A 26,493-nucleotide genomic window follows, 5' to 3' on the forward strand; every position below is an offset into this window, starting at 1 on the left:
GCGCGGCCTGGGGGGCGCGGTCTCGGGCGGGCGGGTGAGCACCCGCCGGGAGGCGTCACACGGCCGCGTGGAGCCAGCGGACGGGCGCGCCGTCCCCGGCGTACCTGAAGGGCTCCAGTTCCTCGTCCCAGGGCTTGCCGAGCATCTTGTCGAGCTCCTCCTCCAGGACGCACCGCCCCTGCGCGGCCATCATCATGACGGCCCGCAGGCGGTCCTCCGGGATCATGATGTCGCCGGACGCGCCGATGACCGCCGTGAAGGCGCCCAGCGTCGGCGTGTAGGCGTGGCGGGAGCCGTCGACGCCGGGCGAGGCGTCCTCGGTGATCTCGAACCTGAGGCGCTGCCAGCCCATGAGGGAGGACGCGATGGCGGCCGCGATGCCGGGACGCCCCTCCCATTCGGCCTGCGCGCGTACGACGTTGGGCGCCGCCGGTTGGGGTGTCCACGTCAGGTCTACGGGCACGCCAAGGACTCCCGCGACCGCCCATTCGATGTGCGGGCACAGCGCGGGCTGAGCCGAGTGGACGTAAAGGACGCCACGAGCAGACACCGGACCTCCCGTTTGGTACGAGGTGCGCCTTCCCCAACGGCCTCGTCCCGGGATGATCACAAGTGACTAGGGAGAGACTACCGTCGGTCGCTAGATGACACCAGAGGGGGGCCATACCAACTTGGTGCCGGAGTGACATGTGACGCCGCGCGATGTGGGGAAACATACGGCGTCATGGAACTCCTATCCGCCGGTGGCACGTACATCCGGCCCGGCCAGGTGCTGACCGACCGCGCCGCGGTGTCGGCCGCGTCGCGCTGGGCGCGGTCGGTCTCCGAGGCCGACGGCGTGTGCGTCGTGCACCTGTCAGCGGGGGCCGATCCCCACGCCGTCGCGGCCGAGCTGCGGGAGCAGGGCTTCCGCGCCTCCCCCAACCACGTCATGCGCGGCCAGCCGCTGTTCTTCGGCGGGCCCGCCTCGCGGCCGTTCCCCGCGCCGCCCGTGCCGTACCGGCCGGCCAGGGGCCGCTCCGGGGTGGTGGTCGGCCTGCTCGACACGGGCGTGGCCAGGCACCGGTGGTGGTCGGGCAGCGACTGGTACGCCGACGTGGGCCCCGGGCAGGCGGACGCGGCCGAGGGCGCCCAGGCCGGCCATGGAACGTTCCTGGCGGGCCTGCTGACGCGCCGCGCCCCGGGCGTGTCGCTGCGGGTCGTCCGGGTGCTCGACGGCGACGGCGTGGGCGACGAGGCGACCGTGGTGCGGGCGCTCAACCGGATGCGCGAGCAGCCTCCGGCGGTGCTCAACCTGTCCTTCGGCTGCCACACCGCCGACGACCGCCCGCCGCCCCTGCTGACCGACGCGCTGCGCGCGCTGCCCGACACGGTCGCGGTGGCGTGCGCGGGCAACACCGCCTCCGACCGCCCGCTCTGGCCGGCGGCGCTGCCCCGTGTCGTCGGGGTGGGCGCGCTCGACGCCACCGGGGAGCGCCCCGCGCCCTACTCGGGACACGGCCTGTGGGTCGACGCCTGCGCCCGCGGCGACTGGCTGACCAGCAGTTACCTCGACGGCGGCGAGTTCTCCGGCTACGCGTCGTGGAGCGGCACGTCGTTCGCCACGGCCCTGGTGGCGGGCGCCATCGCCGACGCCGCGCGCGGCCTGCCCGCGCGGCAGGCGGCTCAGCAGGTCCTTGACCCGGAGAAGACCCGGCAAATTCCCGATCTGGGGGTTCTCGTCCCCGCGAGTCTGTAGAGTTTACGCTCAGTCCTCGGCCAATCACGGTGAGGCATCATGCCTCGCCGCGACGGAGGAAAGGAGGCCGCATGACAGACACGCGCGCGCCCGCGGAGCTGCTGCAAGCCGCGGCCGACGGAGACCGGACGGCCTGGGCAGAGCTGGAGTCCAGGTTCGGTCCGCGCATGTGGGCGGTGGCCCGCGCGTGCGGGCTGGACGCCACCGATGCGGCCGACGCGGTCCAGGGAACCTGGCTGCGTCTGCTGCAACATCTGCACAGCATCAGAGATCCGGCACGCGTGAGCGCTTGGCTGGCGACAACCACTCGTCGCGAGGCACTCATGATCCGGAGGAAAGAGCAGGCCGCGCTACCCTCCTTCGGCACCGTGGACGACGCGGATCCAGCGTCCGCGGTGCTGGAAGCCGATGGCAGCCGGCTGCTCTGGAAAACGGTCTCCACCCTTCAGGAGCCGTGCCGCACCCTCCTGAAGCTGGTAGCGACGGATCTTGGGAGCCGGCAAATGGCGATGAGATTGGGGCTGCCCCTGGGCAGCATCGGCCCTACCAGGGCGAGATGCCTGGAGAAACTGCGCCTTCTGATATCACCACAGGAGACAGCGCAATGATCAACGATGAGTACTTCCTGGCGGCCCTCCGGCTGGCCGCCGGGAACGATCCGATCCCCGGGCATGTGTCCGCTGCCGCCCGTGAGGCGTACGACCTCAGGGTGCCGGGAGCGGTCACGGCAGACCCCGCGGAACGCCCGGTGGCGCGGGCCGAGCGGGGTGAGAACGGTTCGCACTCGGTACGGTTCGTCGCAGCCGGCCTCACCTTCGACCTGGAGGTGACGGTGGGCGACGGCCTCATCGACGTGACCGGGCAGGTCTTCCCCAATCCAGGGGAGGGAGCCCACGTCGACGTGCGGACACCGCATCTGACACTCACCAGGCGGCTCGCCGACACCGGCGAGTTCGCTGTCACCGGCCTGCCCCCTGGCTGGCTGAGCGTGGTTTGTCACCGCCCCGGGCACGCCCCGGTGCAGACAAGGTGGGTACGCATCCGTCCCTGATGCGACACCTGTTACCGGGAGAGGTGCACCCAGCTCTCCCGGCCCTTCGGACAAGGCCCCCCATGTCGAAGGAAGCCATGTCGGAGGAACACGTCCCCGGCGGCGACCCCCTGATCGCCGCGACAGAAGAACACGTCACTGCCGGCGAACCCCCTGTCGCCGCTGCAGAAACACACCTCACTGCCGGCGAACCCCCTGTCGCCGCTGCAGAAGCGCACGTCCCCGGCGGCGACATCCTGATCGCCGCGGCAGAGGCCGCGCTGCTCCGCTCCCACGTCGATCCCGACCAGGCGCTGTACGCCGGCCGCACCGTCTTCGACGCCGCCGTCCGCGTCGGCTCCCCCGAAGCCGCCGTGGTCGCCCTCAGGGCGATGGCCCTGGCGTCGCGCGAGCTGGGCGATCTCCAGGCCGCCGAGCAGTATCTCCGCCAGGCCCTGGCCACCCCCGGAGCTCCCTCCGACCGGGTCGCGCAGGCCAGGCTGTCGCTGGTCACCGTACGCACCGAGCTCGGCCACCCGCTGCAGGCGCTCAGGATCGCCGCGCTGGCCTGGGCGTACCTCTCCCCGCTCGACCGCGCCAAGCTCGACACGCAGCGCGCGGTCGCCCTCGCGCATCTCGGCCGCTACCAGGAGGCCGTCGCGTCCTGCGACCGGTCGCTGCGGGCCCTCGCGTCCGCGCCCGGCACCATCGACGACCGCAGGTTCCTCGCGGGCGGCCTGCTCAACCGCGGGCTGGTCCACGCCTACCGCCACGACTGGCGGCGCGCCATGAGCGACGTCACGACCTGCCTGCAGATCGCCGACGACGCCGGGCTGCACCACCTGGCCCGCCTGGCCGCCGCGAACCTGCCGTTCCTCGCCGTGCGCCAGGGTGACATCGCCGGCGCGTTCGCCCACTACCGCGCCGCCGAGGACACCCTGTTCGGCTTCCCCGAGCGGCTGGCGACGATGCGGGCCGACTTCGCCGGCGCCCTGCTGGCCGCCCACCTGCCGGGCGAGGCGCGGGCGCTGCTGAGCCTGGCCGTCCCCGACCTGGAGGCCGCGCAGGCTCGGGTGGCGCTGGCCGAGGCGCGGCTGAAGCTCGCGCAGGTCGAGCTGCTCGCCGGAGACCCGCACCGGGCGCGGCAGGCGGCCGAGCAGGCAGCGGACGAGCTGCGCGACCAGGACCGCGTGTCGTGGCTGCCGCTGGCCAGGGAGGTGGTGCTGCGGGCCAGGCTGGCGTCCGGGCCGCCCACGCCCGCGCTGCTGCGGGAGCTGGTCGAGTGCGCGGACGAGCTGGAGTCGTCCCCCGCTTTCCTCGCGGGGGCGGCGGCGCTGCGGCTGACCGCGGCCGAGACCGCGCTCGCCCTCGACGACCGCCGCACCGCGTCGGCGCAGCTCGCCCTGCTCACCGCGAACGCCGGGCGCGGCGAGCGCCCGGCCTCCGGGGCGGGCCGCACGGCGCTGGCGTCCGCGCTGCAGGCCAGCCAGCTCGCCCCCGACCCGCAGGTGCCCGCGCTGATCCGCCGGCACGCCGTGGCCCTGGAGGCGGCGATGAAGGAGGACGTCGCCGCCGCGTTCCGCGCCGTCCACGAGGGGCTGACCGAGGTGGGCGCGCAGGTGGAGCCGTTCGACGACCCGTCGGTGCGCGCCCACGCGGCGAGGGCCGGGGAGCGGCTCGCCGCGTTCGGGCTGGGCCTCGCCGTGCGCGACGGCTGCGCCGACGAGGTGTTCGAGTGGGCGGAGCGGTGGCGCGCCGTGACCGCCCCCGACCTGGCCGGGGAGCCGGTGACGCCCGAGCGGCTGCGGGCGGCGCTCGGGCCGGCCGCGCTGGTCGAGTTCGTGACCGACGAGTCGGAGCTGCTGGCCGTCGTGGTCACCGCCGGGCGGGTGGCGCTGCGGCGCGTCGGCCGGCTGCTGGAGGTCAGGGAGGCCATCGTCCGGCTGCGGTACGCGCTGCGCAGGGCCGAGCCCGGCAGTGCCGTGCCCGCCGCCGCCGACCTGGAGGCGCTGCTGCTGCGGCCGCTGGCGGCCGAACTCGGCGACAGGCCGCTCGTGCTGGTGCCGGTGGGGGCGCTGCACACGGTGCCGTGGGGGGCGCTGCCGGGGCTGCGGGAACGTCCGGTGAGCGTGGCCGCCGGCGCCGCCGCGTGGCTGGCCGCCCGCGCACGCGCCGCGCGGGGCGACGGCCCCGTCGTCGCCGCGGCCGGGCCCGCCCTCGCGCACGCCCACGCCGAGGTGGAGCGGGTGCTCGCCTGCCACCCCGGCGGGCGCGAGGTGCCGGCGCGGATCGGGGCGGTGCTGGAGGCCCTGCGCACCGCCGACGTGCTGCACCTGGCGGCGCACGGCGTCTTCCACGCGCACAGCCCGCTGCTGTCGGGCATCACCCTGGACGACGGTCAGCTCATGGCGTACGACCTGCTCGGGCTGGCCGGGTCGGCGCGGCTCGTCGTGCTGTCGGCGTGCGACTCGGGCATGGCCAGGGCCCCGGCCGACGGGGCGCCGCTCGGCCTGGCCGGGACGTTCCTGTCACGCGGGTCGGCGTGCGTCGTGGGCGGCCTGCTGCCCGTGCCCGACGAGGACGCGCTCGCGCTCATGACCGCCTTCCACGAGCTGATCGCCGCCGGGCAGGCGCCGGACGCGGCGCTCGCCCAGGCCGCCGCCAAGACCGGCGTGCTCTCGTTCGCCTGCTTCGGCGCCGCCGACCGCCCCCTGTGGGACGGCTCCCGCCGCCCCGAGGGTGGGGCGGCGACTCAGCCGGTGGCGACCGGACGCGACGGGTCGGCCGTCCAGTTGGACCAGGAGCCGACGTAGAGCGCCGCGGGCACCCCCGCCAGCTCCAGGGCGAGCACCTCGTGCGCGGCGGTGACGCCGGACCCGCAGTAGGCGCCCACCCGGGCGCCCTCGGCGACGCCGACCGCGGCGAAGCGGGCCCGCAGCTCCTCCGGGTCGAGGAAACGCCCGTCGGGGCCGACGTTGCCGGTGGTCGGCGCGTTCACCGCGCCCGGGACGTGCCCCGCCACCGGGTCGATCGGCTCGACCTCGCCGCGGTAGCGCTCGGCCGCCCGCGCGTCGATCAGCACGCCCTCGCGGGCCAGCGCCGCCGCCTCGTCGGCGTCGAGCACCGGCATGCCGCCCGGGCGGGCGGTGAAGTCGCCCTCGACCACGTCGGGGACGTCCTTGACGACCGGCAGCCCGGCCTGCCTCCAGGCGGCGAGCCCGCCGTCGAGCACCCGCACGTCGCGGTGGCCGAAGTAACGCAGCGCCCACCAGGCGCGGGCGGCGGCCATGGAGGCGTTGTCGTCGTACACGACGACCGGGCGCCCGCCGGACACGCCCAGGCGGCGCATGGCGCGCTGGAAGTCGCCCGCCTCGGGCAGCGGGTGGCGCCCGGCGGGCCCCGGCGGCGCGGCGAGGTCGGCGTTGAGGTCGCAGAAGACGGCGCCCGGCAGGTGCCCCTCGCGGTACAGCTCGACGCCGGGCGGGCCGCCCAGCAGCCAGCGCACGTCGAGGACGGTCGCGCCGCCGAGCGCGGCGAGCTCGGCGGGTGTGATCAACGGGCTCATCGGGTGCTCATCTCCAGAAGTGGTACGTACTGCTCGGCGGCCGTCAGCGAGCCGTGGTAGCCGGTTAAACCGGCCTCCACCGGGCGGGTGGACGACGCGACGATCGCCACATCACCGTACGGGACGGCCACGACGTCGCCGATGCGGGGCAGCCAGGCGTCGAGCACCCTCGGCCCGAACCAGCCCGACTCCACCGCCTCCTGCCTGGACACCACCCACGCCCGGCCGTCGAGCACGCCGCGCCAGGCGTCGAGCACGCGCGCGGCGGCCCCGGGGCGGGCGTAGACGTGCCTGGCCCTGGCCTCGCCGCCGACCAGCGCGACCCCCTCGGCCAGCTCGGGCACGGTGTCGGCGTCGATCTTCTCCCCGGCGTTGACCATGCCGTGGTCGGCGGTGACGTACAGGGCGGAACCGGGCGGCAGGCCCTCGGCCAGGCGCCGCGCCATCTCGTCGACGGCCGCCAGCTCGCACAGCCACTCCTCGCCGCCCCAGCCGTGCAGGTGCCCGGCGGTGTCGAGGTCGCCGTAGTAGACGGTGACGTGGGCGCGCGGCTCGCGCAGCGCCTCCAGCGCGCGGGCCACGCGTTCGGCGGGCGTCTCCGCCGCCAGGTGGCGCACCCCCCGGTAGACGGCCCTGGTGAGCCCCGTGTCGGCGAACCCGCCGGGGGCGACGTACGAGCAGGTGACGCCCGCCGCGGCCGCCCGCTCGTAGACGGTGGCGGCCGGCTGCCAGCGCTCGGGGTCCATGTACGCGCCGTCGGGCAACGTCCAGCGCAGGCAGTTGAACAGGTGGCCGGTGCCCGGCACGGCGAGGGTGGGCCCGAGCATGCCGTGCTCGCCCGGCGGCAGCCCCGTGCCGAGCGAGCAGAGGCTGGTGACGGTGGTGGCGGGGAACCCGGCCGTGAGCACCGGGCCGGGCAGGCCCGACAGGAACGGCGCGGCTCCGGCGTGGGCGCGCAGCAGCTCGGCGCCGAGGCCGTCGACGAGGAACAGGCAGACCCGTGCCGCCGGGGCGAGCGCCAGGGCGTTGGGCTCGGGCAGGCCCAGCGCGGCGAGCAGCGACCCCGGAAGGTCGGGCAGCGAGCTGCCGCCGTAGCCCGGGACCGTCATCACCTGGTCGTCCAAGCCGGCCCCGCTCAGGAGGCGGCGCGGGCGGTGGCCTCGGACAGCGCCTTGGCGAAGGCCAGCACGTGGCCGACCGCCTCCGGCCCGTCGGCGGCCTCGCTGACGCGCAGCGAGAGGTCGTCGGCGGTGATGGCGCCGGTGTAGCCGTGGTCGGCCTCGCAGTTCTCGTCGCCGCAGGTGGCCGGTTCGAGGTCGACGTGGGAGATGGCGCCCCAGCCGATCGTGAGCGTCACCTCCGTGGGAGGGACGCCGGGCGCGTACGCCGCCGGGTCGGGCACCACCCGGGTGACCGCGACCGACTGCACGCGGCTCAGCCTGACCGCCTCCGTGGTGGTGGAGGCGTGCGAGGCGGAGACTCCCTCCACGGCCGGATGCTCGTCGGTGTGGCACACGAGCAGCCGCGTCGCCGACAGCACCAGGACGGTCACGTGCCTGCGCACCTCCATCGCCGGATCGAAGGTGGCCTCGTGGTGCACCACGAACGCGGTGACGGCCTCCTTGCCCAGCGCTGACTCGACCGCGTCGGTGACCAGGTCGGGGTAGTAGCCGCTGCGCTCGATCGCTTCACGCAGGCCCGCGGCCGACAGTCGGGTTTCCCTCATGCCTCCATCCTGCCAGGGACCGGCGGTGCCCTCACCCGCCCTGGATAACGCTCTATAACGTCTTCCCAGGGGACACGGCCGTCGCGCCGGGCTCCCGCCGGGCGCCGCCTGGTCAGGTGAGGCGGCGGGGGCCGCCGTCGATGCGCGGCCCGGCGGGCGTGCGCAGGGTCGCGCGGGCGCCCAGCACCATGACCCCGGACTCCCCCACGAGCACCTGGTCGAGGTCGAGGCGGCACACCTCGGGCAGGTCGTGCGCCAGGCGGCCCACCCTGACCAGCAGCTCCTCCAGCGCGGCCACCGCGACCGGCGGGTAGCCGTACTCGCCGAACAGCAGCGGCGCCGCCCGCACCGACCGCACCAGCGCGGCGGCGTCGTCGCGGGTCAGCGGCGCCAGGCGGAAGGCCTGGTCCTGCAGCAGGCGCGCGGTCACCTCGCCGAGGCCGAACGACACCACAGGGCCGAACGCCGGGTCCTCGGCGACGCCCACCACCGTCGGCACCGCCGGCTGGGGCGCCATCCGCTGCACGGCCAGCTCCACCCGCTCGCCGAGCTGCTCGGCGAACTCCGCGTACGCGTGGCGCACCATGTCGGGGCCGGTCAGCCCGAGGCGTACGGTGCCGGCGCGGCGGGACGCCTCAGGGTCGGCCACCTTGAGCACCACCGGCCAGCCCAGCCGTTCCGCGGCGGCCACCGCCCCCTCGGGCGAGCGTACGACCTCGGCGGGCCAGACGGTCAGCCCGTAGCACGACAGCAGCTCGGAGGCCTCGATCTCCACCTTGGGCCCGGGCTGGGCGAAGGCGGCGGACGTCTCGTCGGGGGCGGTGCCCGCGAGGGTCGCGCGCACCAGCTCCCTGGCGCGGGCGGTGTCGACGTCGTCGAGCTCGGGCGGCGGCACGACGGGCTGGGCCCGCCACAGGGCGTACCTGGTGACGTGCGCGAGGGCGCGCACCGCCTCCTCGGGTGCCCCGTAGGACGGGATCGAGCCACGGGCGGGCCGCGTGCCCGGCTCGGCCACGGCCAGCGACGGGTGCACGCCGTGGTGGCCCTCGAACGTGGCCAGCACCGGCTTGGCCGAGCCGTGCGAGACGCGCAGCAGCTCGGCGGCCACGGCGTCGTCCTCGCCGGGAATGGGCGGCATGTAGATCACGACGGCCGCGTCGACCTCGGGCTGTTCCAGCTCGCCGCCGAGCGCCCTGCCGAACTCGGCCGCGCCCGCCGCCGCCCCCAGGTTGACCGCGGGCCGCGGCTCCAGGCCCGCCGCCACGCAGGCGTCGGAGGCGAGCAGGCCGAGCGCGTCGGAGTTGGTGACGAGGGCGACCCTCGGACCCGCGGGCAGCGGCTGGTAGGCGAGGAGCTGGCCGACGTCGAAGAGCTGGAAGATGTCGTCGACGCGGATGAGCCCTGCCTGCTGGAACAGCGCGCTGATGGCGGTGTCGGGCAGGCGCAGCTCGCGCGCCGAGTGACCGGCGGGGGTGCCGCCGCTCTTGACCGCCACGATGGGCTTCCTGCGCGAGATGCGCCTGGCCAGCCGGGTGAACTTGCGCGGGTTGCCCAGCGACTCGAGGTAGAGCAGGATCACCTCGGTCGCGTCGTCCTCCTCCCAGTACTGCAGGAGGTCGTTGCCCGACACGTCGGCCCGGTTGCCGGCGGAGACGAACGTCGAGATGCCCATGCCGCGCTGGGCCACCCGCTGCAGCAGCGCGGTGCCGAGGGCGCCCGACTGGCTGAAGAACCCCACCCTGCCGCGGCCGGGCACGGTGGCGGCGAGCGTGGCGTTCAGCCTGACGGCCGGGTCGGTGTTGGCGATGCCGAGGCAGTTGGGGCCGACCACGCGCATGCCGTACGAGTGGGCGAGCCTGGCCAGCTCGTCCTGCCTGGCCCGGCCCTGCGGCCCGGTCTCGCCGAACCCGGAGGAGACCACCACCAGGCCGTGCACGCCCTTCTCCGCGCACTCCTGCACGATGCCGATCACGCTCTCGGCCGGGACGGCGACCACGGCGAGGTCCACCTCGCCGTCGATGGCGGTCACGCTCGGGTAGGCCCGCACGCCCGCCACGGCCCGCACCTCGCGGTGCACCGGGTAGACGGGGCCGGTGAAGTCGGCGCCCAGCAGGTTGCGCAGGACGGTCTGGCCGACGCCGCCCGGCTCGCGCGACGCGCCGATCACCGCGACCGAGCCCGGGGTGAGCAGCCTGGCGATGGACCTGGCCTCGGCGCGGTGCTCGCGCGCCGCCGTGACCTCCTCGGAGGTCTCGGTGGGCGTCAGGTCGAGCGTCATGCGGACGACGCCGTCGGCGAAGCGGCTCTCCGCCGTGTACCCGGCCTGGCGCAGGACGCCCATCATCTTGGCGTTCGCGGGCAGGACGTCGGCGATGAAGCGCTGGATGCCGTGCTCGCGGGCCGTCGCCGCGAGGTGCTCCAGCAGCACCGAGGCCACGCCCCTGCCCTGGTGCGCGTCCTCCACGAGGAAGGCGATCTCGGCCTCGCCCGGCTCGATGCGGTCGTAGCGGATCACCGCCACCATCTCCTCGCCGATGGTGGTGATCAGCGCCACCCGCGTGACGTAGTCGACGTTCGTGAACCGCTCGACCTCGCGGTCGGACAGCCGCGGGCGCGGGCCGAAGAAGCGGAAGTAGATGCTCTCCTCGGACAGGCGGGAGTAGAAGGCGCGCAGGCGGTCGGCGTCCTCCGGCTTGATCGGCCGGACGTGCGCGGTGCCTCCGTCGGCCAGGACGACGTCGGCCTCCCAGTGGGCCGGATACTGAGCCTCCACAGACAGAGGGTAAACCGGCTTCTCACATGGCAAGACCGCCGGCCCGCTTGGACAACGCTTGTGCATCGACTCAGACCCGGTGTAGGGGGACGGCCCCACGAGCAGCCCGGAAGCTGTTAGTTTTGCCGTTGGCCAGGCTCGTTCTTGTAGTCAGCAAGGTGGTGACATCATGACGCGGGTCGTCGTGGTGGGCGATCTCATGACCGACGCGGTCGCGCGCGCCCGTTATGCGCTCGCCAGGGCGAGCGACACCCCGGCGATCGTGACCATGCACGGCGGCGGCTCCGGGGCGAACATCGCCTCGTGGCTGGCGGTCGAGGGCGCCGAGGTGGCCTTCATCGGCCGCAGGGGCGCCGACATCACCGGTCGCAACCGCGACATGGAGCTGATGGGCTACGGCGTCGACGCCAGGCTCGTCATGGACCCCGAACGTCCCACCGGCACCTGCGTCGTGCTCGTCACCCACAAGGGCGAGCGCACCATGCTCTCCGACCCGGGCGCCAACGCCGCGCTCTCCCCCGAGGACCTCCCGCGCGACCTGTTCGCCAACGGCGCGCACCTGCACCTGTCGGGCTACACGCTCATCAATGAGGGCTCGCGCGAGGCCGGCCTCGCCGCGCTCGACATGGCCCGCCGCACCGGCATGTCCATCTCGGTCGACTGCGCCTCCTCCGCGCCGCTGGAGCGCACCGGCGCCGAGCCGTTCCTGGAGTGGACGAACGGCGTCAAGCTGCTGTTCGCCAACATCGACCAGGCGAAGGTGCTGACCGGCCGCGACGACGCCGAGGCCGCCGCCAAGGTGCTCACCGCCTGGTTCCCGCAGGTCGTGATCAAGATGAACACCGAGGGCGCGCTCTGGTTCAGCAACGGCAGGCCCGAGCCGGTGCGCGCGGCCGCCGAGCCGGTGGACCGCGTGGTCGACGGCACGGGCGCGGGCGACGCGTTCTGCGCCGGGTTCCTTCCGCCGTGGCTGGAGGGCAAGCCGCCCGCCGAGGCGCTGGCCGCAGGCTGCGGGCTGGCCGCCAAGGCCATCATGCACCTCGGCGCCCGCCCCCGCCTCTGACCGCCCCCGCCCCGGTCCGCTTTCGGAATCAGCGGTTCCCCTCCGGCCCTGCGGCCCGCCTCGCGGTAAGGCAGCGGGCGCGGGCCAGGAGGGCGGTGGCCAGGGCGCTCCGACGAGGCGGTGCGCTCAGGTCAGGAGATGGTGACCAGAGCGCTCCGACGAGGCGGTGGGCTCGGGTCAGGAGGTGGTGGCCAGGGCCAGCGGCAGCACGGCGGGGGCGCCCGCGTGGCGCACCAGCGCGGCGGCCAGCGTCATCGTCCAGCCGGTGTCGACGCGGTCGTCGATCAGCAGCACCGGCCCCCCGCACGTGGCCACCGCCGCGCCCAGCTCCCGCGGCATGGCCAGCGTCGCCCTGACCGCCTGCACCCGCTTGGCGCTGTTGAACTGCCGTCCGGGCGAGCCCGCGCGGTAGCCCAGCTCCCCCAGGTACGCCAGCCGCCCCACCTGCGCCAGCCGCTCGGCGAACCCGCGCACGAGCAGCGGCCGCGTCGCCGACGGCACGTTCACCACCGCCACCGGCCGCTCCCGCCACTCCCAGGACGCGAGCACCTGCACCACGGCCTTGAACACGTCGTCGGGCAGCGGCCCGTCGCCGCCGGCGAACAGGTCGCGCAGCCGGTTGCCCCAGCCGATGTCGGTCAGCCTGCCGAGGACCCGGCCCGGCTCGGCGCCCAACTCGGGCTTGATCCGCCCGGACAGGTCGGACAGGCCGGTGGGCCACTGCCTGCGCGCCTCGATCTCGACGCCGGGCCTGCTCAGCCGCGCCCGCGCCGACTCGACGGCGGGGGCGGCGATCTCCGCCGAGCGGTGCCTGCCGGTGCAGTTGTCGCAGCGGCCGCACGGCGTGGCGGTGTCGTCGTCGAGGTGCCTGCGCAGGTACTGCTCGCGGCACTCGGTGGTGGTGAGGTAGCCGAGCATGGCCTCCTGCTCGGCCTTCCGCTCGGCGGCGATGCGGGAGTAGCGCTCGGCGTCGTACGCCCAGGGCTCGCCGGTGGCCTCCCAGCCGCCCTTGACCCTGCGCACCGCGCCGTCGACGTCGAGCACCTTGAGCATCATCTCCAGCCTGCTCCTGCTCAGGTCGACGGCCGTCTCCAGGGCCTGGGTGGACAGCACGCCGCGCTCCTCCAGCGTCTGCAGCACGGCCCGTACGACGGGCTCGGGCGGGAAGGCCAGCGAGCCGAAGTAGGCCCAGATCTCGCGGTCCTCGGCGCCGGGCAGCAGGATGACCTCGGCCCGCTCCACGCCGCGGCCCGCGCGCCCGACCTGCTGGTAGTACGCGACGGGCGACTGCGGGGCCCCGACGTGCACGACGAACCCGAGGTCGGGCTTGTCGAACCCCATGCCGAGCGCGCTGGTGGCGACCAGCGCCTTGACCTTGTTGGCGAGCAGCGCCTCCTCGGCCTCCAGCCGCTCGGACGGCTCGGTCTGCCCGGTGTACGCGGCGACCTCCAGCCCCTGCTCGCGCAGGTGGCCGGCGATCTCGTGGGCGGCGGCGACGGTGAGGGTGTAGACGATGCCTGAGCCGGGCAGCTCGCGCAGCGTCTGAGCCAGCCAGGCCAGCCGCTGCTCGGCGGTGGGCAGGCGCACCACGCCGAGGTGGAGGCTCTCGCGCTCCAGCGGCCCGCGCAGGACGAGCGTGCCCTCGCCCATCTGCTCGGCCACGTCGCGGGTGACGCGGGCGTTGGCCGTGGCGGTGGTGGCCAGCACCGGGATGCCGGGCGGCAGGTCGTCGAAGAGGGTGGCGAGCCTGCGGTAGTCGGGCCTGAAGTCGTGGCCCCAGTCGGAGATGCAGTGGGCCTCGTCGACGACGACCAGCCCGGCGCTCTCGGCCAGCTCGGGCAGGACGTTGTCGCGGAAGTCGGGGTTGTTGAGCCGCTCGGGGCTGACCAGCAGCACGTCGACCAGGCCCTCGGCGACCTGGCCGTAGATCTCCTCCCACGCCTCGGGGTTGGCGGAGTTGATGGTGACGGCCCTGATGCCCGCGCGCTCGGCGGCGGCGATCTGGTTGCGCATGAGCGCAAGCAGCGGCGAGACGATGACCGTGGGCCCCTCTCCCAGGTCGCGCAGCAGCGCCGTGGCCACGAAGTAGACGGCGGACTTGCCCCAGCCGGTGCGCTGCACGACCAGCACCCTGCGCCGGTCGACGACGAGCGCCTCGATGGCGGCCCACTGGTCGTCACGGAGCCTCGCGTGCTCCCCCGCGAGCGCCCGCAGGCGCTCCTCGGCCTCTGGTCTGAGCATCGCGGCGTCGGGCGCGTCAATCATGCGTCCTTGTTACCAGGTCCGGCCGACGATTCGCGCCCGCGCGCGACCCCGGCCGGGACATCCGTCCCGAACCGGTAGGAACCGGTCCCCTCAGGAGGCGAGTCGCGGGCACCCCTTCTCTTCGGCACAATGTTCGACATGGCCCGACGCACGACCGCACCCCCGCCAGAGGATTTCGAGGAGCGCATCGTCGACATCGACGTCTCCTCCGAGATGCGCACGAGCTTCCTCGAGTACGCCTACTCGGTGATCTACCAGAGGGCGCTGCCCGACGCCCGCGACGGCCTCAAGCCGGTGCAGCGGCGCATCCTCTACTCGATGAGCGAGATGGGCCTGCGGCCCGACCGCGGGCACGTCAAGTCGTCCCGCGTCGTCGGCGACGTCATGGGCAAGCTCCACCCCCACGGCGACACCGCCATCTACGACGCGCTGGTGCGCCTGGCGCAGCCGTTCTCGATGCGCCTGCCGCTCGTCGACGGCCACGGCAACTTCGGCTCGCCCGACGACCTGCCCGCCGCCATGCGCTACACCGAGGCCAGGCTGGCCCCGGCGGCGATGCTCATGGTCGAGTCGCTCGACGAGGACACCGTCGGCTTCAAGCCCAACTACGACGGCCAGGAGACCGAGCCCACGGTCATGCCGTCGGCGTTCCCCAACCTGCTGGTCAACGGCACCACGGGCATCGCGGTCGGCATGGCCACCAACATGGCCCCGCACAACCTCGCCGAGGTCGTGGCCGCCGCGCGGCATCTGATCAAGAAGCCCGACGCCACGCTCGACGACCTCATGCGGTTCGTGCCCGGCCCCGACCTGCCCACCGGCGGCATGATCATCGGCCTGCAGGGCGTCCGCGACGCGTACGAGACGGGCCGCGGCACCTTCCGCATGCGCGCCACCTGCACCGTCGAGCAGATCACGCCGCGCCGCAAGGGCATCGTCGTCACCGAGCTGCCGTACAACGTCGGGCCCGAGCGCGTCGTCACCAAGATCAAGGAGCTGGTGACCAGCAAGAAGCTGCAGGGCATCGCCGACCTGAAGGACCTCACCGACCGGCACAAGGGCCTGCGCCTGGTCATCGAGGTCAAGAACGGCTTCATCCCCGAGGCGGTGCTGGAGGAGCTCTACCGGCTCACGCCGATGGAGGAGACCTTCGGCATCAACAACGTCGCGCTGGTCGACGGCGAGCCGCGCACGCTGGGCCTGCGCGAGCTGCTGCAGGTGTACGTCGACCACCGCATCGAGGTGGTGCGGCGCAGGTCCGAGTTCCGCCGCCGCAAGCGCGAGGAGCGCCTGCACCTCGTCGACGGCCTCATCGTCGCGCTGCTCAACATCGACGAGGTCATCCAGGTCATCCGTTCCTCCGACGACTCCTCCCACGCGCGGACGCGCCTCATGGACGTGTTCGAGCTGAGCGAGACGCAGGCCGCGTACATCCTCGACACGCCGCTGCGCCGCCTCACCAGGTACGACAAGCTGGAGCTCGACCGCGAGAAGCAGACCCTGACCGACGAGATCGCGGCGCTGACGGAGATCCTGTCGTCCGACGCGAAGCTGCGCCAGGTCGTCTCCGGCGAGCTGGCCGACGTCGCCAAGAAGTACGGCACGCCGCGCCGCACCGTCCTGCTGGAGGCGTCCGGCGCGCCGCGGGCGGCGTTCGTCGACCTGCAGGTGGCCGACGACCCGTGCCTGGCGCTGCTGTCGTCCACGGGCCTGCTGGCCCGCACGTCCGACGCCGCGCCGCTGCCGGGCGAGGGCGAGCGGGCGGCGCACGACGTCCTGGTCGCGGCGGTCCGCACCTCGGCCAGAGGTGAGGTGGGCGTCGTCACCTCGTTCGGGCGGCTGATCCGGGTCCAGGTGATCGACCTGCCGATCCTGCCGCCCACCGAGAACCCTCCCACGCTGTCGGGCGGCCATCCGGTCTCCGAGTACGTCTCGCTGCAACCCGGCGAGAAGGTCGTGGGCCTCGGCTCACTCGACCCCGACGGCCCCGGGCTGGCGCTCGGCACGGCGCAGGGCGTGGTCAAGCGGGTGGTGCCCGAGTACCCCGCCAACCGCGACGAGTTCGAGGTCATCACCCTCAAGGACGGCGACACGGTGGTCGGCGCCGTCGAGCTGGAGTCCGAGTCCGACGACCTGGTCTTCATCACCTCCGGCGCGCAGATGCTGCGTTACCAGGCGTCGCAGGTGCGGCCGCAGGGGCGTCCCGCGGGCGGCATGGCGGGCATCAGGCTCGACGACGGCGCCCGGGTCATCTGGTTCGGGGCCGTCGATCCCACGCGTCCGGCGCTCGTCGTCACCGTGGCCGGTTCGTCCACGGCGCTGCCCGGCACCCAGGTGGGCGGCGGCAAGGTGTCCGACTACGCCGAGTTCCCGCCGAAGGGCCGGGCCACCGGCGGCGTGCGGGCCCAGCGCTTCCTGAAGGGCGAGGACGAACTGCTGCTGGCCTGGGCGGGCCCGGCGCCGGCCAAGGCGGTGTCGGCGGTGGGCAAGCCCGTGCCGCTGCCGGAGGAGCTCGGCCGCAGGGACGGCTCGGGAGTCCGGCTCACGCACACGATCGGCGCGGTCGGCGGCGCCCTGGCCTCGTGGGAGCGCCCCGCCTCGTCACCGTCCGCCAGGCCCACCGGCGACGCTCAGGACGAGCCGCCGGCGTAACAGGACCCGCCGCCCGCGGCGCGCCATGGGCGTGACAGGCCTGACGCCTGCCGCCCGCAGTGCGCCGACGGTGTATCAGGCCCGGTGTCTGCAGTGCGCCACCGGGCGTGACAGGCCAGGTGTCTGCCGTCCGCAGTGCGCCGGCGGCGTACCAGGCACGCGCGCCCCACAGGGCGTCGTCGGCGTGGCCGGGCCCGTCAGCGGCGGGCCGGGCCGTGTCGGCGGCCTGGCGGGCCAGGGAAAGCCACCGGCCGGGCGGCCGTCGAACGTCCGGACCCGGCCCTCGGGGAGGGGGGCCGGGCCCGGAACCGGCCCGCCGCGGCAATGCGGGGTCCCTTGGTGCGGTGCGGGGCCCGTTGCGGTGATGCGGGCCGATCGCGGCGATCCGGGGCCCGTTGCGGCGATGCGGGCCGATTGCGGCGATGTTGGGCTGGGTCCTGCCGGTGTCGCGATGCCGGGGCCGGGACGTGCCCGCTGCGGCGATGCGGGTCCGGAACGTGGCCGCCGCGGCGGTCGAGTCCGGCTGATGCGCGGGGCGCGGGCCGGGTCAGGGCCGGGCGTGGGGGTCGGCGCGCGTGGCTCCGGGGTGGCCGGGTGAGAATGGCTGCCATGGCTGCCAACTCGTTCATGGTCCCGCTCGGCACACCCGCGCCCGCCTTCGACCTGACCGCCATCGAGGGCGGCAGCGTCTCCCTGGACGACCTCAAGGGCTCGCCCGCGACCCTCGTGGTGTTCCTGTCGAACCACTGCCCGTACGTACGCCACATCGAGCGCGGCATCGGCGCGCTCGCGGCCGACTACGGCTCGCGGCTGTCGGTCGTCGCCATCTGCAGCAACGACAGCGTGAACTACCCCGACGACGACGCCACCCACCTGGCCGAGCAGGCGGCCCGCGCCGGGTTCGCCTTCCCGTACCTGCTGGACGACACGCAGGAGGTCGCGAAGGCGTACCGCGCGGCCTGCACGCCCGACTTCTTCCTGTACGACGCGCGGTTCCTGCTGGTCTACCGGGGTGAGTTCGACGGCGCGCGGCCGGGCAACCCGGTGCCGGTGACGGGCGCGTCGCTGCGGGCCGCGATCGACGCGGTGCTGGCGGGCGAGCCGGTGCCCGAGCCACAGCATCCGTCGATGGGGTGCGGCATCAAGTGGCGTCCCGGCAACGAGCCCCGATGATCGCATAAGCACCCCACGCGGCGATCTCTTTTCCTATGATCAAGGTGATCATGTCCGGCATGTCCCCCCGGCCTGCACGTCGCCCCTGACGCGAAGGAGACCGCGATGGCCGCACGTCGCACCGCTTTGTCCGCGCTCGCCGCACTCGCCCTGCTCGCCGCGGGCTGCGTGAACCCGAACACGGGCACGAGCGCCGGCACGGCGGCTCCCTCCGCCTCTTCCTCCGGCTCGGCGAGCGCGGCCGCGTCGTCGGGCGGCCAGAAGCGCATCGGCTTCTTCGGCTTCGCCAGGGCGAACTCGTTCTCGTCCGCCACGTTCGCCGGCGTCGAGGAGTACGCCGCGGCGCACGGCGCGACGGCCGAGTTCCTCGACCCGAACTTCGACGCCCAGACGCAGGTGCAGCAGCTCCAGGACGCCGTCACCTCCAAGCGCTTCGACGTCTTCGTCGTGCAGGCCAACGACGGCGCGGCCGTGGTGCCGGCCGTCCGCGCGGCGGTCAGCGCCGGCATCGCGGTGGTCGTCCAGTTCACGCCGGTCGGCACCCGGTACGACACCGCCGATCCGCAGGTGGAGGGCACCATCACGCTCGTGGACGTCCCCACGCGCAACGGCGAGACGCTGGGCAGGCTGGGCGTCGAGGCGTGCAGGAGCAGGAAGCTGAACCCGTGCCAGGTCGCCTTCCTGGAGGGCATGAAGGCGCTGCCGCTGGACAACGCGCGCACCGAGGCTGCGCTCGCCGTGCTGAAGGGCGCGCCGGGCGTGGAGGTCAAGGCCCAGGTCGAGGGCGGCTACACGCAGGAGAGCGGCCGCAAGGCCATGCAGGACGTCCTGCAGAAGGAACCCGGCATCGACGTCGTCATCGGCGCCTCCCAGGCCGTCGCGGGCGCCGAGGCGGTGGCCAAGGGCAAGGACGTCCTGTTCGTCGCGAACGGCGGCTCCCGCCAGACGGTCAAGGCCGTGCAGGAGGGCCGCTGGTACGCCGCGTACTACCTGCCGGTCAAGACGCTCGGCGCGAAGGCGGCCGAGCTGGGGCTGGGCAAGGCGCAGGGACTCCAGGTGCCGGCGGCGACCGTCATGACCGACGTCCAGCCGGGCCTCAGCATGGGCACCAAGGAGGCGCTCGCCAAGGTGACCGGCGAATACGACGAATAACAACGCACCCGACAGATCCGAAACATGCTCATACCTGATCGCCCGCACGTTACGATCTGCGCAGCAACTGGCCGGCGCCTATCGAAGGGCCCAGGATGACCGAACGCACGCGCGTCCCACAGGGGATCAACCCGAACGTCCCCAACGCCGCGCGCATGTACGACTACTACCTCGGCGGCAAGGACAACTTCGCCGCCGACCGCGAGGCCGCGGAGAAGATCATGGCGCTGGGCCCCAGCCGGGAGATCTGCCTCGCCAACCGGCGCTTCCTCGGCCGCGCCGTCCGGTACGTCGCGGAGCAGGGCATCCGGCAGTTCCTCGACCTGGGCACGGGCCTGCCGAACCAGAACAACGTCCACGAGGTCGCCCGTCAGGTGCACCCCGACGCGCCCGTGGTCTACGTCGACTACGACCCCGTGGTGATCGTCCACGCGCGGGCCCTGCTCGCCGGCACCGACGAGAACACCACGATCGTCCACGCCGACATCCGCGAGCCCGAGACGATCCTCGACCACCCCGACACGCTGCGGCTGATCGACTTCAGCCGGCCCGTGGCCGTGGTCTTCCTCGGCGTGCTGCACTGCCTCACCGACGAGGAGGACCCCTGGCGCGTGGTGCGGACGTTCGCCGACCGGATGGCCCCCGGCAGCGCCCTGATCCTCTCGCACCTCACCGACGACGAGCACCCGGAGGTGGGCGTCGCCGCCCGCGAGGTGTACGAGCAGGCCGACGCGCCGCTGCGGCACCGCGGCCACGCCGCGGTGAGCCGCATGTTCGACGGGTTCGACGTGGTGGACCCGGGCGTCACGCACGTGGACGCGTGGCGTCCCGAGGAGCCGTGGGAGACGGCGCTCGCGGGCGGCGAGTGGTGGTACGTCGGCGTCGGCCACAAGCGCTGACCTGAGCCCCGGCCCCCTCGTCAGACGGGGCGCCAGGCGCCCGCGAGAGTCAGCAGGAGGTCGTGCGGTTCGCCCTCCCACGAGCGGATGAGGCGGACCGCGTCCTCCCCCGGGTCGAACTCCTCGGACCCCGCCCCCCGGTAACAACCCGCCTCATCGAGCATGCGGATGAGGGGGTCGTCATCGGGCAGGCTTCCCGCGTAGGCGGCGGCGTCGAGCAGCGCCAGGGCGCGTCTGGCGTTGCGGCCGTCATCCCTGGTCTCCACCCGGTCGAGGCAGCGCCGGGCCTGGGCGCGGAGGAACACGGCGAGCGATTCGGACCTGCTCACGACAACCTTCTTCGATCACGTACAGATGGCTACGACATCATCACGTAATGTAAGCAGGTTTCGTGGGACGTTCGCCAAGTCCCGCCAGTTGCCACCCCGGGAATTCGGACGTTCGCCGCATGAGGAATCATCTCTTCCATGACTGCGTTCGACGACCTCTTTGCCGCCAACGCGAAGTACGCCGAGACGTTCGGGGACTCCGGGCTCAGCGGCCGGGCAGCCCGCGGCCTTGCCGTGGTCACCTGCATGGACTCCCGCATCGACCCGCTGGGCCTGCTGGGCCTGCAGCCCGGCGACGCCAAGATCCTCAGGAACGCCGGTGCGCGTGTCACCGACGACGTGCTGCGCACGCTGGTCCTGGCCGTGTACCTGCTCGGCGTCGAGCGGGTCCTCGTCATGCCGCACACCGACTGCGGCATGACGAAGGCGACCGACGACGACGTCCACGCCCTGACCCAGGCCAGAGGCGTGGACACCCGCAGCCTCGACTTCCACACCGTCCCCGACCAGCAGGAGGCGCTGCGGCACGACCTCACGCGCATCCGCACGTCGCCGTTCCTGCCGCAGGGCATGCCGGTCACGGGCGCCATCTACGACGTCCGCAGCGGCCGCCTGCTCCCCGCCGAGGACTGACCCCACCCTGACGCGTCAGGAGTTCGGGATCAGGAGGAAGGCCCGCGTGGCGGCCGTCTTGCCGCTCTCACAGTAGAGGCACGTCTGCCCGGCGATGACGCCCTCGTCGTTGATCGAGTACGCCAGCTCCAGCGACACGTCGGCGGGCAGGTTCGTCGTCACCGCGTTGAGGTCGGTCATCCGGCCGTCCTGCCACACGAACGCGTGCTGCCCGTAGTAGCCGTCGTTCGTCCGCGACGTGCCGACGACCTGCCCCGCCTCGTTGATCCCGTACGCGACGCTGCCCGTGCCTCCTGGCAGCACGCCGAGGTCACGCATCACGCCGCCCTCCCAGAGGAACGCGCTCATCCGCCCGGCCGGGTTCTGCGAGTGGCCGACGATCTGCGTCCGCTCGTTCACGTCGTACGCGACCGTCGCGCCCGGCGCGCCGCCCAGCGACCCGAGGTCGCGCATGCGGCCGTCCTCCCACAGGAACCCGTGCAGCGGGTAGCCCGTGCGCGGCAGCGCCGCACCCACCACCTGGCCCTTGTCGTTGATCGCGTGCGCCTCGCTCTCCGTGCTGAACGGATCGGTGCTGCGGCCCCCGAGCGTGCCCAGGTCACGCAGGACGCCGTCCTTCCACAGCACCGCCCTGGTCGGGCTGCTCCCGGTCCTCCCCCGCTGGCCCACGACCACGCCGTCGTTGTTGACGTCGTCGGCGGAGCTGCGGCTGCCGCTCCCCCAGCCGGTGCCGAGGTCGGTCATCCGCCCGTCCCGGTAGAGGAACGCGTGAGACGGCTCGTACGTGCTCACATGGGTCTGCCCCACTACGTCGCCGTGGTCGTTCACGGCGGACGCGGTGCTGCTGCCCTCGGGCAGGATCGCGCCCAGCGCGGCCATGGCGCCGTCCTGCCAGAGGAACGCGTGGGCGGAGCTGTCCCGCTCGTTCGAGGAGTAGCCCACGACCTGCCGCCGCTCGTTCACGTCGAGGGCGCCGCTTCTCGGGGCGCCGGCCGGGGCGGGGGCGAGCCAGCCGAGGTCCACGTACGTGTAGGTCGTCACCGCCGCCGTACTGGCGGCGGCGGAGGGCGCGGTGAGCATGGGCACCACCAGCCCGACACCACCCAGCAGGAGCGCAAGGCGCCGAGATCTCATCGTCTCCACCTTTCGAGAGGGGTTTCGAGACGATGTTGATCCACGACAGGCCGCCAATTCCTTACAAGTCCCTTTCACCCGCCCCCGCGAAGCCCGCCCCATCCGGAACCAACCAAGAACAACCCAGAACCCCGAAAGCCCCGGGAACCCCGGACGCGGATGGAGCAGCCGACGACACCGTCAGGAACCCACGAGCGCGCCGAGAGCGGGCCCGGCTCGGCAGCGGGAGGCCCGCGGGGCTGATGTGGGCGACCCAGGAGGTGAACCGAGGGGCCGCCCGCTCAGGGTCGGTGCCACGCCACCCCGAGCAGCCGGCGGCAGCGAGCACGCTGTGATGACAAGCCCTGCCTGCCTCCCAAGGATGAAACCCGGCCCGCCGCTGAGCCGAACCCGGTCCTGGGCACGCTGGACCGCCGTCACACGGTCGTACGAGACTCCAGGCGCAGGGGGGAAGCCGCCGGAGCCGGAGAGAGCCTTTCAGGCGCCCCTGGCGTCCAGGAGCGCTGGACGCCGCCCCGCACAACCGCGGCAGGAACGCCCTACGACCGTGACAGGAAGGCACGGCAGCAGCCATGGCATGTGGGACACAGCCATGGCAGGTGGGACGGTCCGGTGCCTGAGACGACGGGGAGCCTCCCAAGGTGCGGGGCCAGCCGGGTACGGCGTGCGCCGTACCCGGTCACCGAGCCGAGCCGCAAGCCCGCTCTGCGCCCTCGGCAAGGGTGAGGAGGGTGGGTGAGGTGGTGGGGGCGCCGGGTGTTTCGGTCCCGCCCCCGGTGCCGGGTGGCCCAACGGGATGGCGGGACCCGGGGTGCCGCCGCCCCCGGACGGGTAGCGGTGGCCCCGGGTGTGGGGGTCCAGGCCCGGGTGCCGGTGACCGGCACCGCGCGGCCCGGCTGGCCCGAGGCGGCGTACGCCCCGGGTCAGGCGTCGATGTGGTCGCGGTCCACTTCGGCGGCGCTCTTGACGATGAACTCGCGGCGTGGTGCGACGTCGCTGCCCATGAGCAGGCTGAAGATCGACTCGGCCTGCTCGGCGTCCTCGATGCGGACGCGGCGCAGGATGCGGTGCCGAGGGTCCATGGTGGTCTCGGCCAGCTGGTCGGCGTCCATCTCGCCCAGACCCTTGTAGCGCTGCACCGGGTCCTTCCAGCGCTTGCCGCGCCGCTCCAGGTCGCGCAGCACCTTCTGCAGCTCCGCGTCGGAGTAGCAGTAGATGTACTTGTCCTTGCCCTTGCCGGGGTTGGTGAGCTCGATGCGGTGCAGCGGCGGCACGGCGGCGAAGACGCGCCCCGCCTCGACCATGGGCCGCATGTACCGGTGGAACAGGGTCAGCAGCAGGCAGCGGATGTGGGCGCCGTCGACGTCGGCGTCGGCCATGAGGATGACCTTGCCGTAGCGGGCGGCGTCGAGGTCGAAGGAGCGGCCGGAGCCGGCTCCGACGACCTGGATGATCGCGGCGCACTCGGCGTTCTTGAGCATGTCGCTCACGGACGCCTTCTGCACGTTGAGGATCTTGCCGCGGATGGGCAGCAGCGCCTGGAACTCGGAGTCGCGGGCGAGCTTCGCGGTGCCGAGCGCCGAGTCGCCCTCGACGATGAACAGCTCGCTGCGGTCGACGTCGTCGTTGCGGCAGTCGACGAGCTTGGCCGGGAGCGCGGAGTTCTCGAGGGCGCTCTTGCGGCGCTGGTTGTCGCGGTGCTCGCGGGCGGCGATGCGGGCCTTGGCCGCCGCGACGATCTTCTCCAGCACGGCGCGCAGCGGCTGCTTGAAGCCGCGCGGCGGGTTGGCGAAGATCTCCTTCAGCTCCTTGGAGACCACGTGCGAGACGATGCGGGTGGCCGCGGAGGTGCCGAGCACCTCCTTGGTCTGGCCCTCGAACTGCGGCTCCGGCACGCGCACGGTGACGACGGCGGTGAGGCCCTCGGAGAGGTCCTCCTTGTTGACCGGGTCGTCGCCGTTCTTGAGCAGGCGGGTCTCGCGCAGCACCTCGTTGACGGTGCGGAGGAGGCCCCGCTCGAAGCCGGTGAGGTGGGTGCCGCCCTTGGGGGTGGCGATCACGTTCACGAACGAGCGGACGGTGGACTCGTAGCCCTTGCCCCACCGCAGGGCGACGTCGACGGACAGCTCGCGCTGCACCTCGGTGGGCGTCATGTGGCCCTGGTCGTCGAGCACGGGCACGGTCTCGTGGAAGTGGCCGACGCCCTGCAGGCGCAGCACCTCGCAGACGGGCTCGTCGCGGGCCAGGAACTCGGTGAACTCGGAGATGCCGCCGTCGAAGCGGAACTCGTCCTCGAGGCGCTCCTCGTGTCTGCTGTCGTAGACGACGAGGGTCAGGCCGGGCACGAGGAAGGCGGTCTGCCGCAGGCGTACGTGGATCTCATCGACCGAGACCTCGGCGTCGGGCAGGAAGATCTGCTTGTCGGCCCAGAAGCGGACCCGGGTGCCGGTGCCCGGGCGCTCCGCGGGGCCGCCGTCGCGCAGCCCCGACTTCTTCTTGAACTTGGCCGTGGGCCCGTCGCCGTCGAAGACGCCGGGCACGCCGCGCCTGAAGCTGATCTGGTGGACGCGGCCGTCGCGGTCGACCTCGACGTCGAGCCGCGAGGACAGGGCGTTGACCACGGAAGCGCCGACGCCGTGCAGGCCGCCGGACGCCGCGTAGGAGCCGCCGCCGAACTTGCCGCCCGCGTGGAGCTTGGTGTAGACGAGCTCGACGCCGGCCAGGCCGGTCTTGGGCTCGACGTCGACGGGGATGCCGCGGCCGTTGTCGCGGACCTCGATGGACCCGTCGGGGTGCAGCTCGACCTCGATGCGGTCGCAGTGGCCCGCCAGCGCCTCGTCGACGCCGTTGTCGACGATCTCCCAGAGGCAGTGCATGAGGCCCCGGCTGTCGGTGGACCCGATGTACATGCCGGGCCGCTTGCGGACGGCCTCAAGGCCCTCCAGCACCGACAGGTGCCGAGCCGTGTACCCCGCCTCCACTAGCGTCACTACAGCTCCCCTGGTTTAAAGCATCGAACACCAGTGCGTAGCTTACCGGTCTTCCCCTACGCGCACGTACAAGCTTGCCATGGCGTCGTGTTTGCCGTTACCAACGGGCTGATCACCATTACTTTCGGACACATTCCGCTCTCGGCGTACTGCGGGGGCGGTTGGGAACGTCCTGGTCCGGTTAGATGTTGTTCCAAGTGACTGACGCCAGATCCTCGCTTCGGCGGGGGTGACCCGAAAGGCGATACGTGACTGGAGCTCTTGCCCCCGTTAAGCCGCTGACGGCCCTCGACCGTTGCGACCGTTGCGGCGCCCAGGCCTACATTCGCGCGACCCTGCCTGTGGGTGGGGAGCTGCTGTTCTGCGCCCACCACGGGCGTCAGCACATCGCGGCGCTGCGTGAGAAGGGCGCCGACATCCTGGACGAGTCGGCTCGGCTCAGCGAAACACCGTCCATGGCACCGAACGACGAGCGCTGAGGCGTTCGTTCCGACATAACCGCATAGCGAGCGAGACGGCGGTCCCGGCGAGCCCGGGGCCGCCGTCTCGTCTTTCCCGCCGTCTCGTCTTCCCCGAGCTGTTTCCCGCCGTCTCGTCCTTCCCGAGCTGTTGCCCCACCGGTCAGCGGACGCGGTAGTGGTAGCCGCCCGTGATCTCGAAGCCCTCACCCCGGTACACCGCCTGCGCCGCCACGTTCGCCCTGGTCGTGACGAGGTAGGCCGAGGGCGCGGCGCCCTCGCGCAGCAGCGCTCGCAGCACCGCCCGCGCCAGGCCCCTGCGCCTGGCCTCCGGGCGGGTGGCCATGCAGTAGACGCCGAGGGTGCCGTCCTGCGGCACGCCCCTGCCGACGGCGAGCGCCACGCCGTCCTCCTCGACGGCGGCGTAGAGCGCGGGAACGCCGGTGCAGATGCGCTCCGCCTCCTCGAACCCGCCGCCGTACCGGCCGTCCACCGACCACCACGTCTCCAGCCAGCCGGGCCAGGGCCGCTCCTCGACGCGTACGACGCGACCCGGCGCGGCGGCCGGCCCGCGCCCCCGGGCCAGGGTCATCACGACGGTGGGGTCGACCAGGTCGTACCCCCTCCGCTCCAGCTCGGCGTCCAGGCCGGCGGGCGCGCTCGTCCCGATGGAGAAGGCGCACCGCTGCCCGCGCTCGCCGTAGAACGTCTCGGCGGTGGCGACGGCGGCGCCGAGGTCGGCGGGGACGCCCAGCGGGAGGACCGAGTTGGCGCGCTTGGTCACGCCGCCGGCGTAGCGCAGCACCCAGCCGTCGTGCGCGTGCTGCTCGTAGGCGGGCCATGCCTCGTGGACGAGAAGGTCGACGTTCACGCGCGCAGCCTATCCCTCCCGTGAACGGTGGCTGGCCAGGGC

General features: G+C 73.3%; 21 protein-coding genes. 11 read left to right on the top strand and 10 right to left on the bottom strand.

Going from position 1 to position 26,493, the window contains the following annotated elements:
- Window positions 1-55 precede the first annotated feature (55 nt).
- Entirely contained in the window at window positions 56-550 is a 495-nt protein-coding gene (locus BMX74_RS26405; protein WP_091103454.1) for a DUF3145 domain-containing protein, read from the bottom strand.
- A 174-nt stretch (window positions 551-724) separates the two neighbouring features.
- Between BMX74_RS26405 and BMX74_RS26410 the strand changes: the two genes are divergently transcribed.
- From BMX74_RS26410 to BMX74_RS26425, 4 genes are all read left to right on the top strand, one after another.
- Window positions 725-1,738 (top strand): S8 family peptidase, encoded by a 1,014-nt coding sequence (locus tag BMX74_RS26410; RefSeq protein ID WP_055506115.1) that lies wholly within the window; start codon window positions 725-727, stop codon window positions 1,736-1,738.
- Between the two features lie 71 nt (window positions 1,739-1,809).
- On the top strand, window positions 1,810-2,346 hold the full coding sequence (locus tag BMX74_RS26415; protein ID WP_055506116.1) for an RNA polymerase sigma factor: 537 nt from the start codon (window positions 1,810-1,812) through the stop codon (window positions 2,344-2,346).
- A complete protein-coding gene (locus BMX74_RS26420; protein ID WP_055506117.1) occupies window positions 2,343-2,789 on the top strand; it encodes a hypothetical protein in 447 nt (148 codons plus the stop codon). Before BMX74_RS26415 ends, BMX74_RS26420 begins: the two co-directional genes overlap by 4 nt.
- Window positions 2,790-2,851: 62 nt before the next feature.
- A complete protein-coding gene (locus tag BMX74_RS26425) occupies window positions 2,852-5,581 on the top strand; it encodes a CHAT domain-containing protein (protein ID WP_143078773.1) in 2,730 nt (909 codons plus the stop codon).
- Here BMX74_RS26425 and BMX74_RS26430 read toward each other — a convergent pair.
- From BMX74_RS26430 to BMX74_RS26445, 4 genes are all read right to left on the bottom strand, one after another.
- On the bottom strand, window positions 5,521-6,333 hold the full coding sequence (locus tag BMX74_RS26430) for a sulfurtransferase (RefSeq protein ID WP_055506119.1): 813 nt from the start codon (window positions 6,331-6,333) through the stop codon (window positions 5,521-5,523). The two genes, BMX74_RS26425 and BMX74_RS26430, sit on opposite strands and share 61 nt — an antisense overlap.
- Window positions 6,330-7,442, bottom strand: a complete 1,113-nt coding sequence (locus tag BMX74_RS26435; protein WP_091103572.1) for an alkaline phosphatase family protein — start codon at window positions 7,440-7,442, stop codon at window positions 6,330-6,332. Before BMX74_RS26435 ends, BMX74_RS26430 begins: the two co-directional genes overlap by 4 nt.
- A gap of 26 nt (window positions 7,443-7,468) precedes the next feature.
- Entirely contained in the window at window positions 7,469-8,059 is a 591-nt protein-coding gene (locus BMX74_RS26440; RefSeq protein ID WP_055506120.1) for a DUF5998 family protein, read from the bottom strand.
- Window positions 8,060-8,171: 112 nt separating this feature from the next.
- Entirely contained in the window at window positions 8,172-10,832 is a 2,661-nt protein-coding gene (locus BMX74_RS26445) for a bifunctional acetate--CoA ligase family protein/GNAT family N-acetyltransferase (RefSeq protein WP_256257270.1), read from the bottom strand.
- 169 nt (window positions 10,833-11,001) lie between these two features.
- Between BMX74_RS26445 and BMX74_RS26450 the strand changes: the two genes are divergently transcribed.
- Window positions 11,002-11,895, top strand: coding sequence for a carbohydrate kinase family protein (locus tag BMX74_RS26450; protein WP_055506122.1), 894 nt, complete (start codon window positions 11,002-11,004; stop codon window positions 11,893-11,895).
- Window positions 11,896-12,072: 177 nt separating this feature from the next.
- Here BMX74_RS26450 and BMX74_RS26455 read toward each other — a convergent pair whose 3' ends face one another.
- Window positions 12,073-14,160, bottom strand: coding sequence for a RecQ family ATP-dependent DNA helicase (locus tag BMX74_RS26455; RefSeq protein ID WP_256257271.1), 2,088 nt, complete (start codon window positions 14,158-14,160; stop codon window positions 12,073-12,075).
- 138 nt (window positions 14,161-14,298) lie between these two features.
- Here BMX74_RS26455 and BMX74_RS26460 point away from each other — a divergent pair, with 138 nt between their 5' ends.
- The 4 genes from BMX74_RS26460 (at window position 14,299) to BMX74_RS26475 (ending at window position 20,036) form a co-directional block, all read left to right on the top strand.
- Window positions 14,299-16,812 (top strand): DNA gyrase/topoisomerase IV subunit A, encoded by a 2,514-nt coding sequence (locus BMX74_RS26460; RefSeq protein WP_055506362.1) that lies wholly within the window; start codon window positions 14,299-14,301, stop codon window positions 16,810-16,812.
- Between the two features lie 609 nt (window positions 16,813-17,421).
- Window positions 17,422-17,985, top strand: a complete 564-nt coding sequence (locus BMX74_RS26465; protein WP_091103459.1) for a thioredoxin family protein — start codon at window positions 17,422-17,424, stop codon at window positions 17,983-17,985.
- A gap of 105 nt (window positions 17,986-18,090) precedes the next feature.
- On the top strand, window positions 18,091-19,137 hold the full coding sequence (locus tag BMX74_RS26470; RefSeq protein ID WP_091103460.1) for a sugar ABC transporter substrate-binding protein: 1,047 nt from the start codon (window positions 18,091-18,093) through the stop codon (window positions 19,135-19,137).
- A 95-nt stretch (window positions 19,138-19,232) separates the two neighbouring features.
- Window positions 19,233-20,036, top strand: coding sequence for an SAM-dependent methyltransferase (locus BMX74_RS26475; protein ID WP_055506126.1), 804 nt, complete (start codon window positions 19,233-19,235; stop codon window positions 20,034-20,036).
- A 20-nt stretch (window positions 20,037-20,056) separates the two neighbouring features.
- On the opposite strand, the gene BMX74_RS26480 is transcribed toward BMX74_RS26475, so the two are convergent.
- Complete coding sequence (locus tag BMX74_RS26480; protein WP_055506127.1) at window positions 20,057-20,365, bottom strand: hypothetical protein; 309 nt, start codon at window positions 20,363-20,365, stop codon at window positions 20,057-20,059.
- Window positions 20,366-20,503: 138 nt separating this feature from the next.
- Here BMX74_RS26480 and BMX74_RS26485 point away from each other — a divergent pair, with 138 nt between their 5' ends.
- Complete coding sequence (locus BMX74_RS26485) at window positions 20,504-20,998, top strand: beta-class carbonic anhydrase (protein ID WP_055506128.1); 495 nt, start codon at window positions 20,504-20,506, stop codon at window positions 20,996-20,998.
- Window positions 20,999-21,013: 15 nt separating this feature from the next.
- Here BMX74_RS26485 and BMX74_RS26490 read toward each other — a convergent pair whose 3' ends face one another.
- Window positions 21,014-22,132, bottom strand: a complete 1,119-nt coding sequence (locus BMX74_RS26490; RefSeq protein WP_177227523.1) for a DUF3466 family protein — start codon at window positions 22,130-22,132, stop codon at window positions 21,014-21,016.
- Window positions 22,133-23,055: 923 nt separating this feature from the next.
- Entirely contained in the window at window positions 23,056-25,122 is a 2,067-nt protein-coding gene (locus BMX74_RS26495) for a DNA gyrase/topoisomerase IV subunit B (RefSeq protein WP_055506130.1), read from the bottom strand.
- A 248-nt stretch (window positions 25,123-25,370) separates the two neighbouring features.
- Between BMX74_RS26495 and BMX74_RS26500 the strand changes: the two genes are divergently transcribed.
- The gene (locus BMX74_RS26500) at window positions 25,371-25,601 is read left to right on the top strand and encodes a DUF7455 domain-containing protein (protein WP_055506131.1); all 231 of its coding nucleotides are present in this window, start codon (window positions 25,371-25,373) and stop codon (window positions 25,599-25,601) included.
- A 142-nt stretch (window positions 25,602-25,743) separates the two neighbouring features.
- Here the strand turns inward: BMX74_RS26500 and BMX74_RS26505 are convergent, their stop codons facing one another.
- A complete protein-coding gene (locus BMX74_RS26505; protein WP_091103463.1) occupies window positions 25,744-26,451 on the bottom strand; it encodes a GNAT family N-acetyltransferase in 708 nt (235 codons plus the stop codon).
- Between the last annotated feature and the right edge of the window lie 42 nt (window positions 26,452-26,493).

It is taken from the genome of Nonomuraea pusilla (genome assembly GCF_900109355.1).
In the GTDB taxonomy this organism is placed as follows: Bacteria; Actinomycetota; Actinomycetes; order Streptosporangiales; family Streptosporangiaceae; genus Nonomuraea; species Nonomuraea pusilla.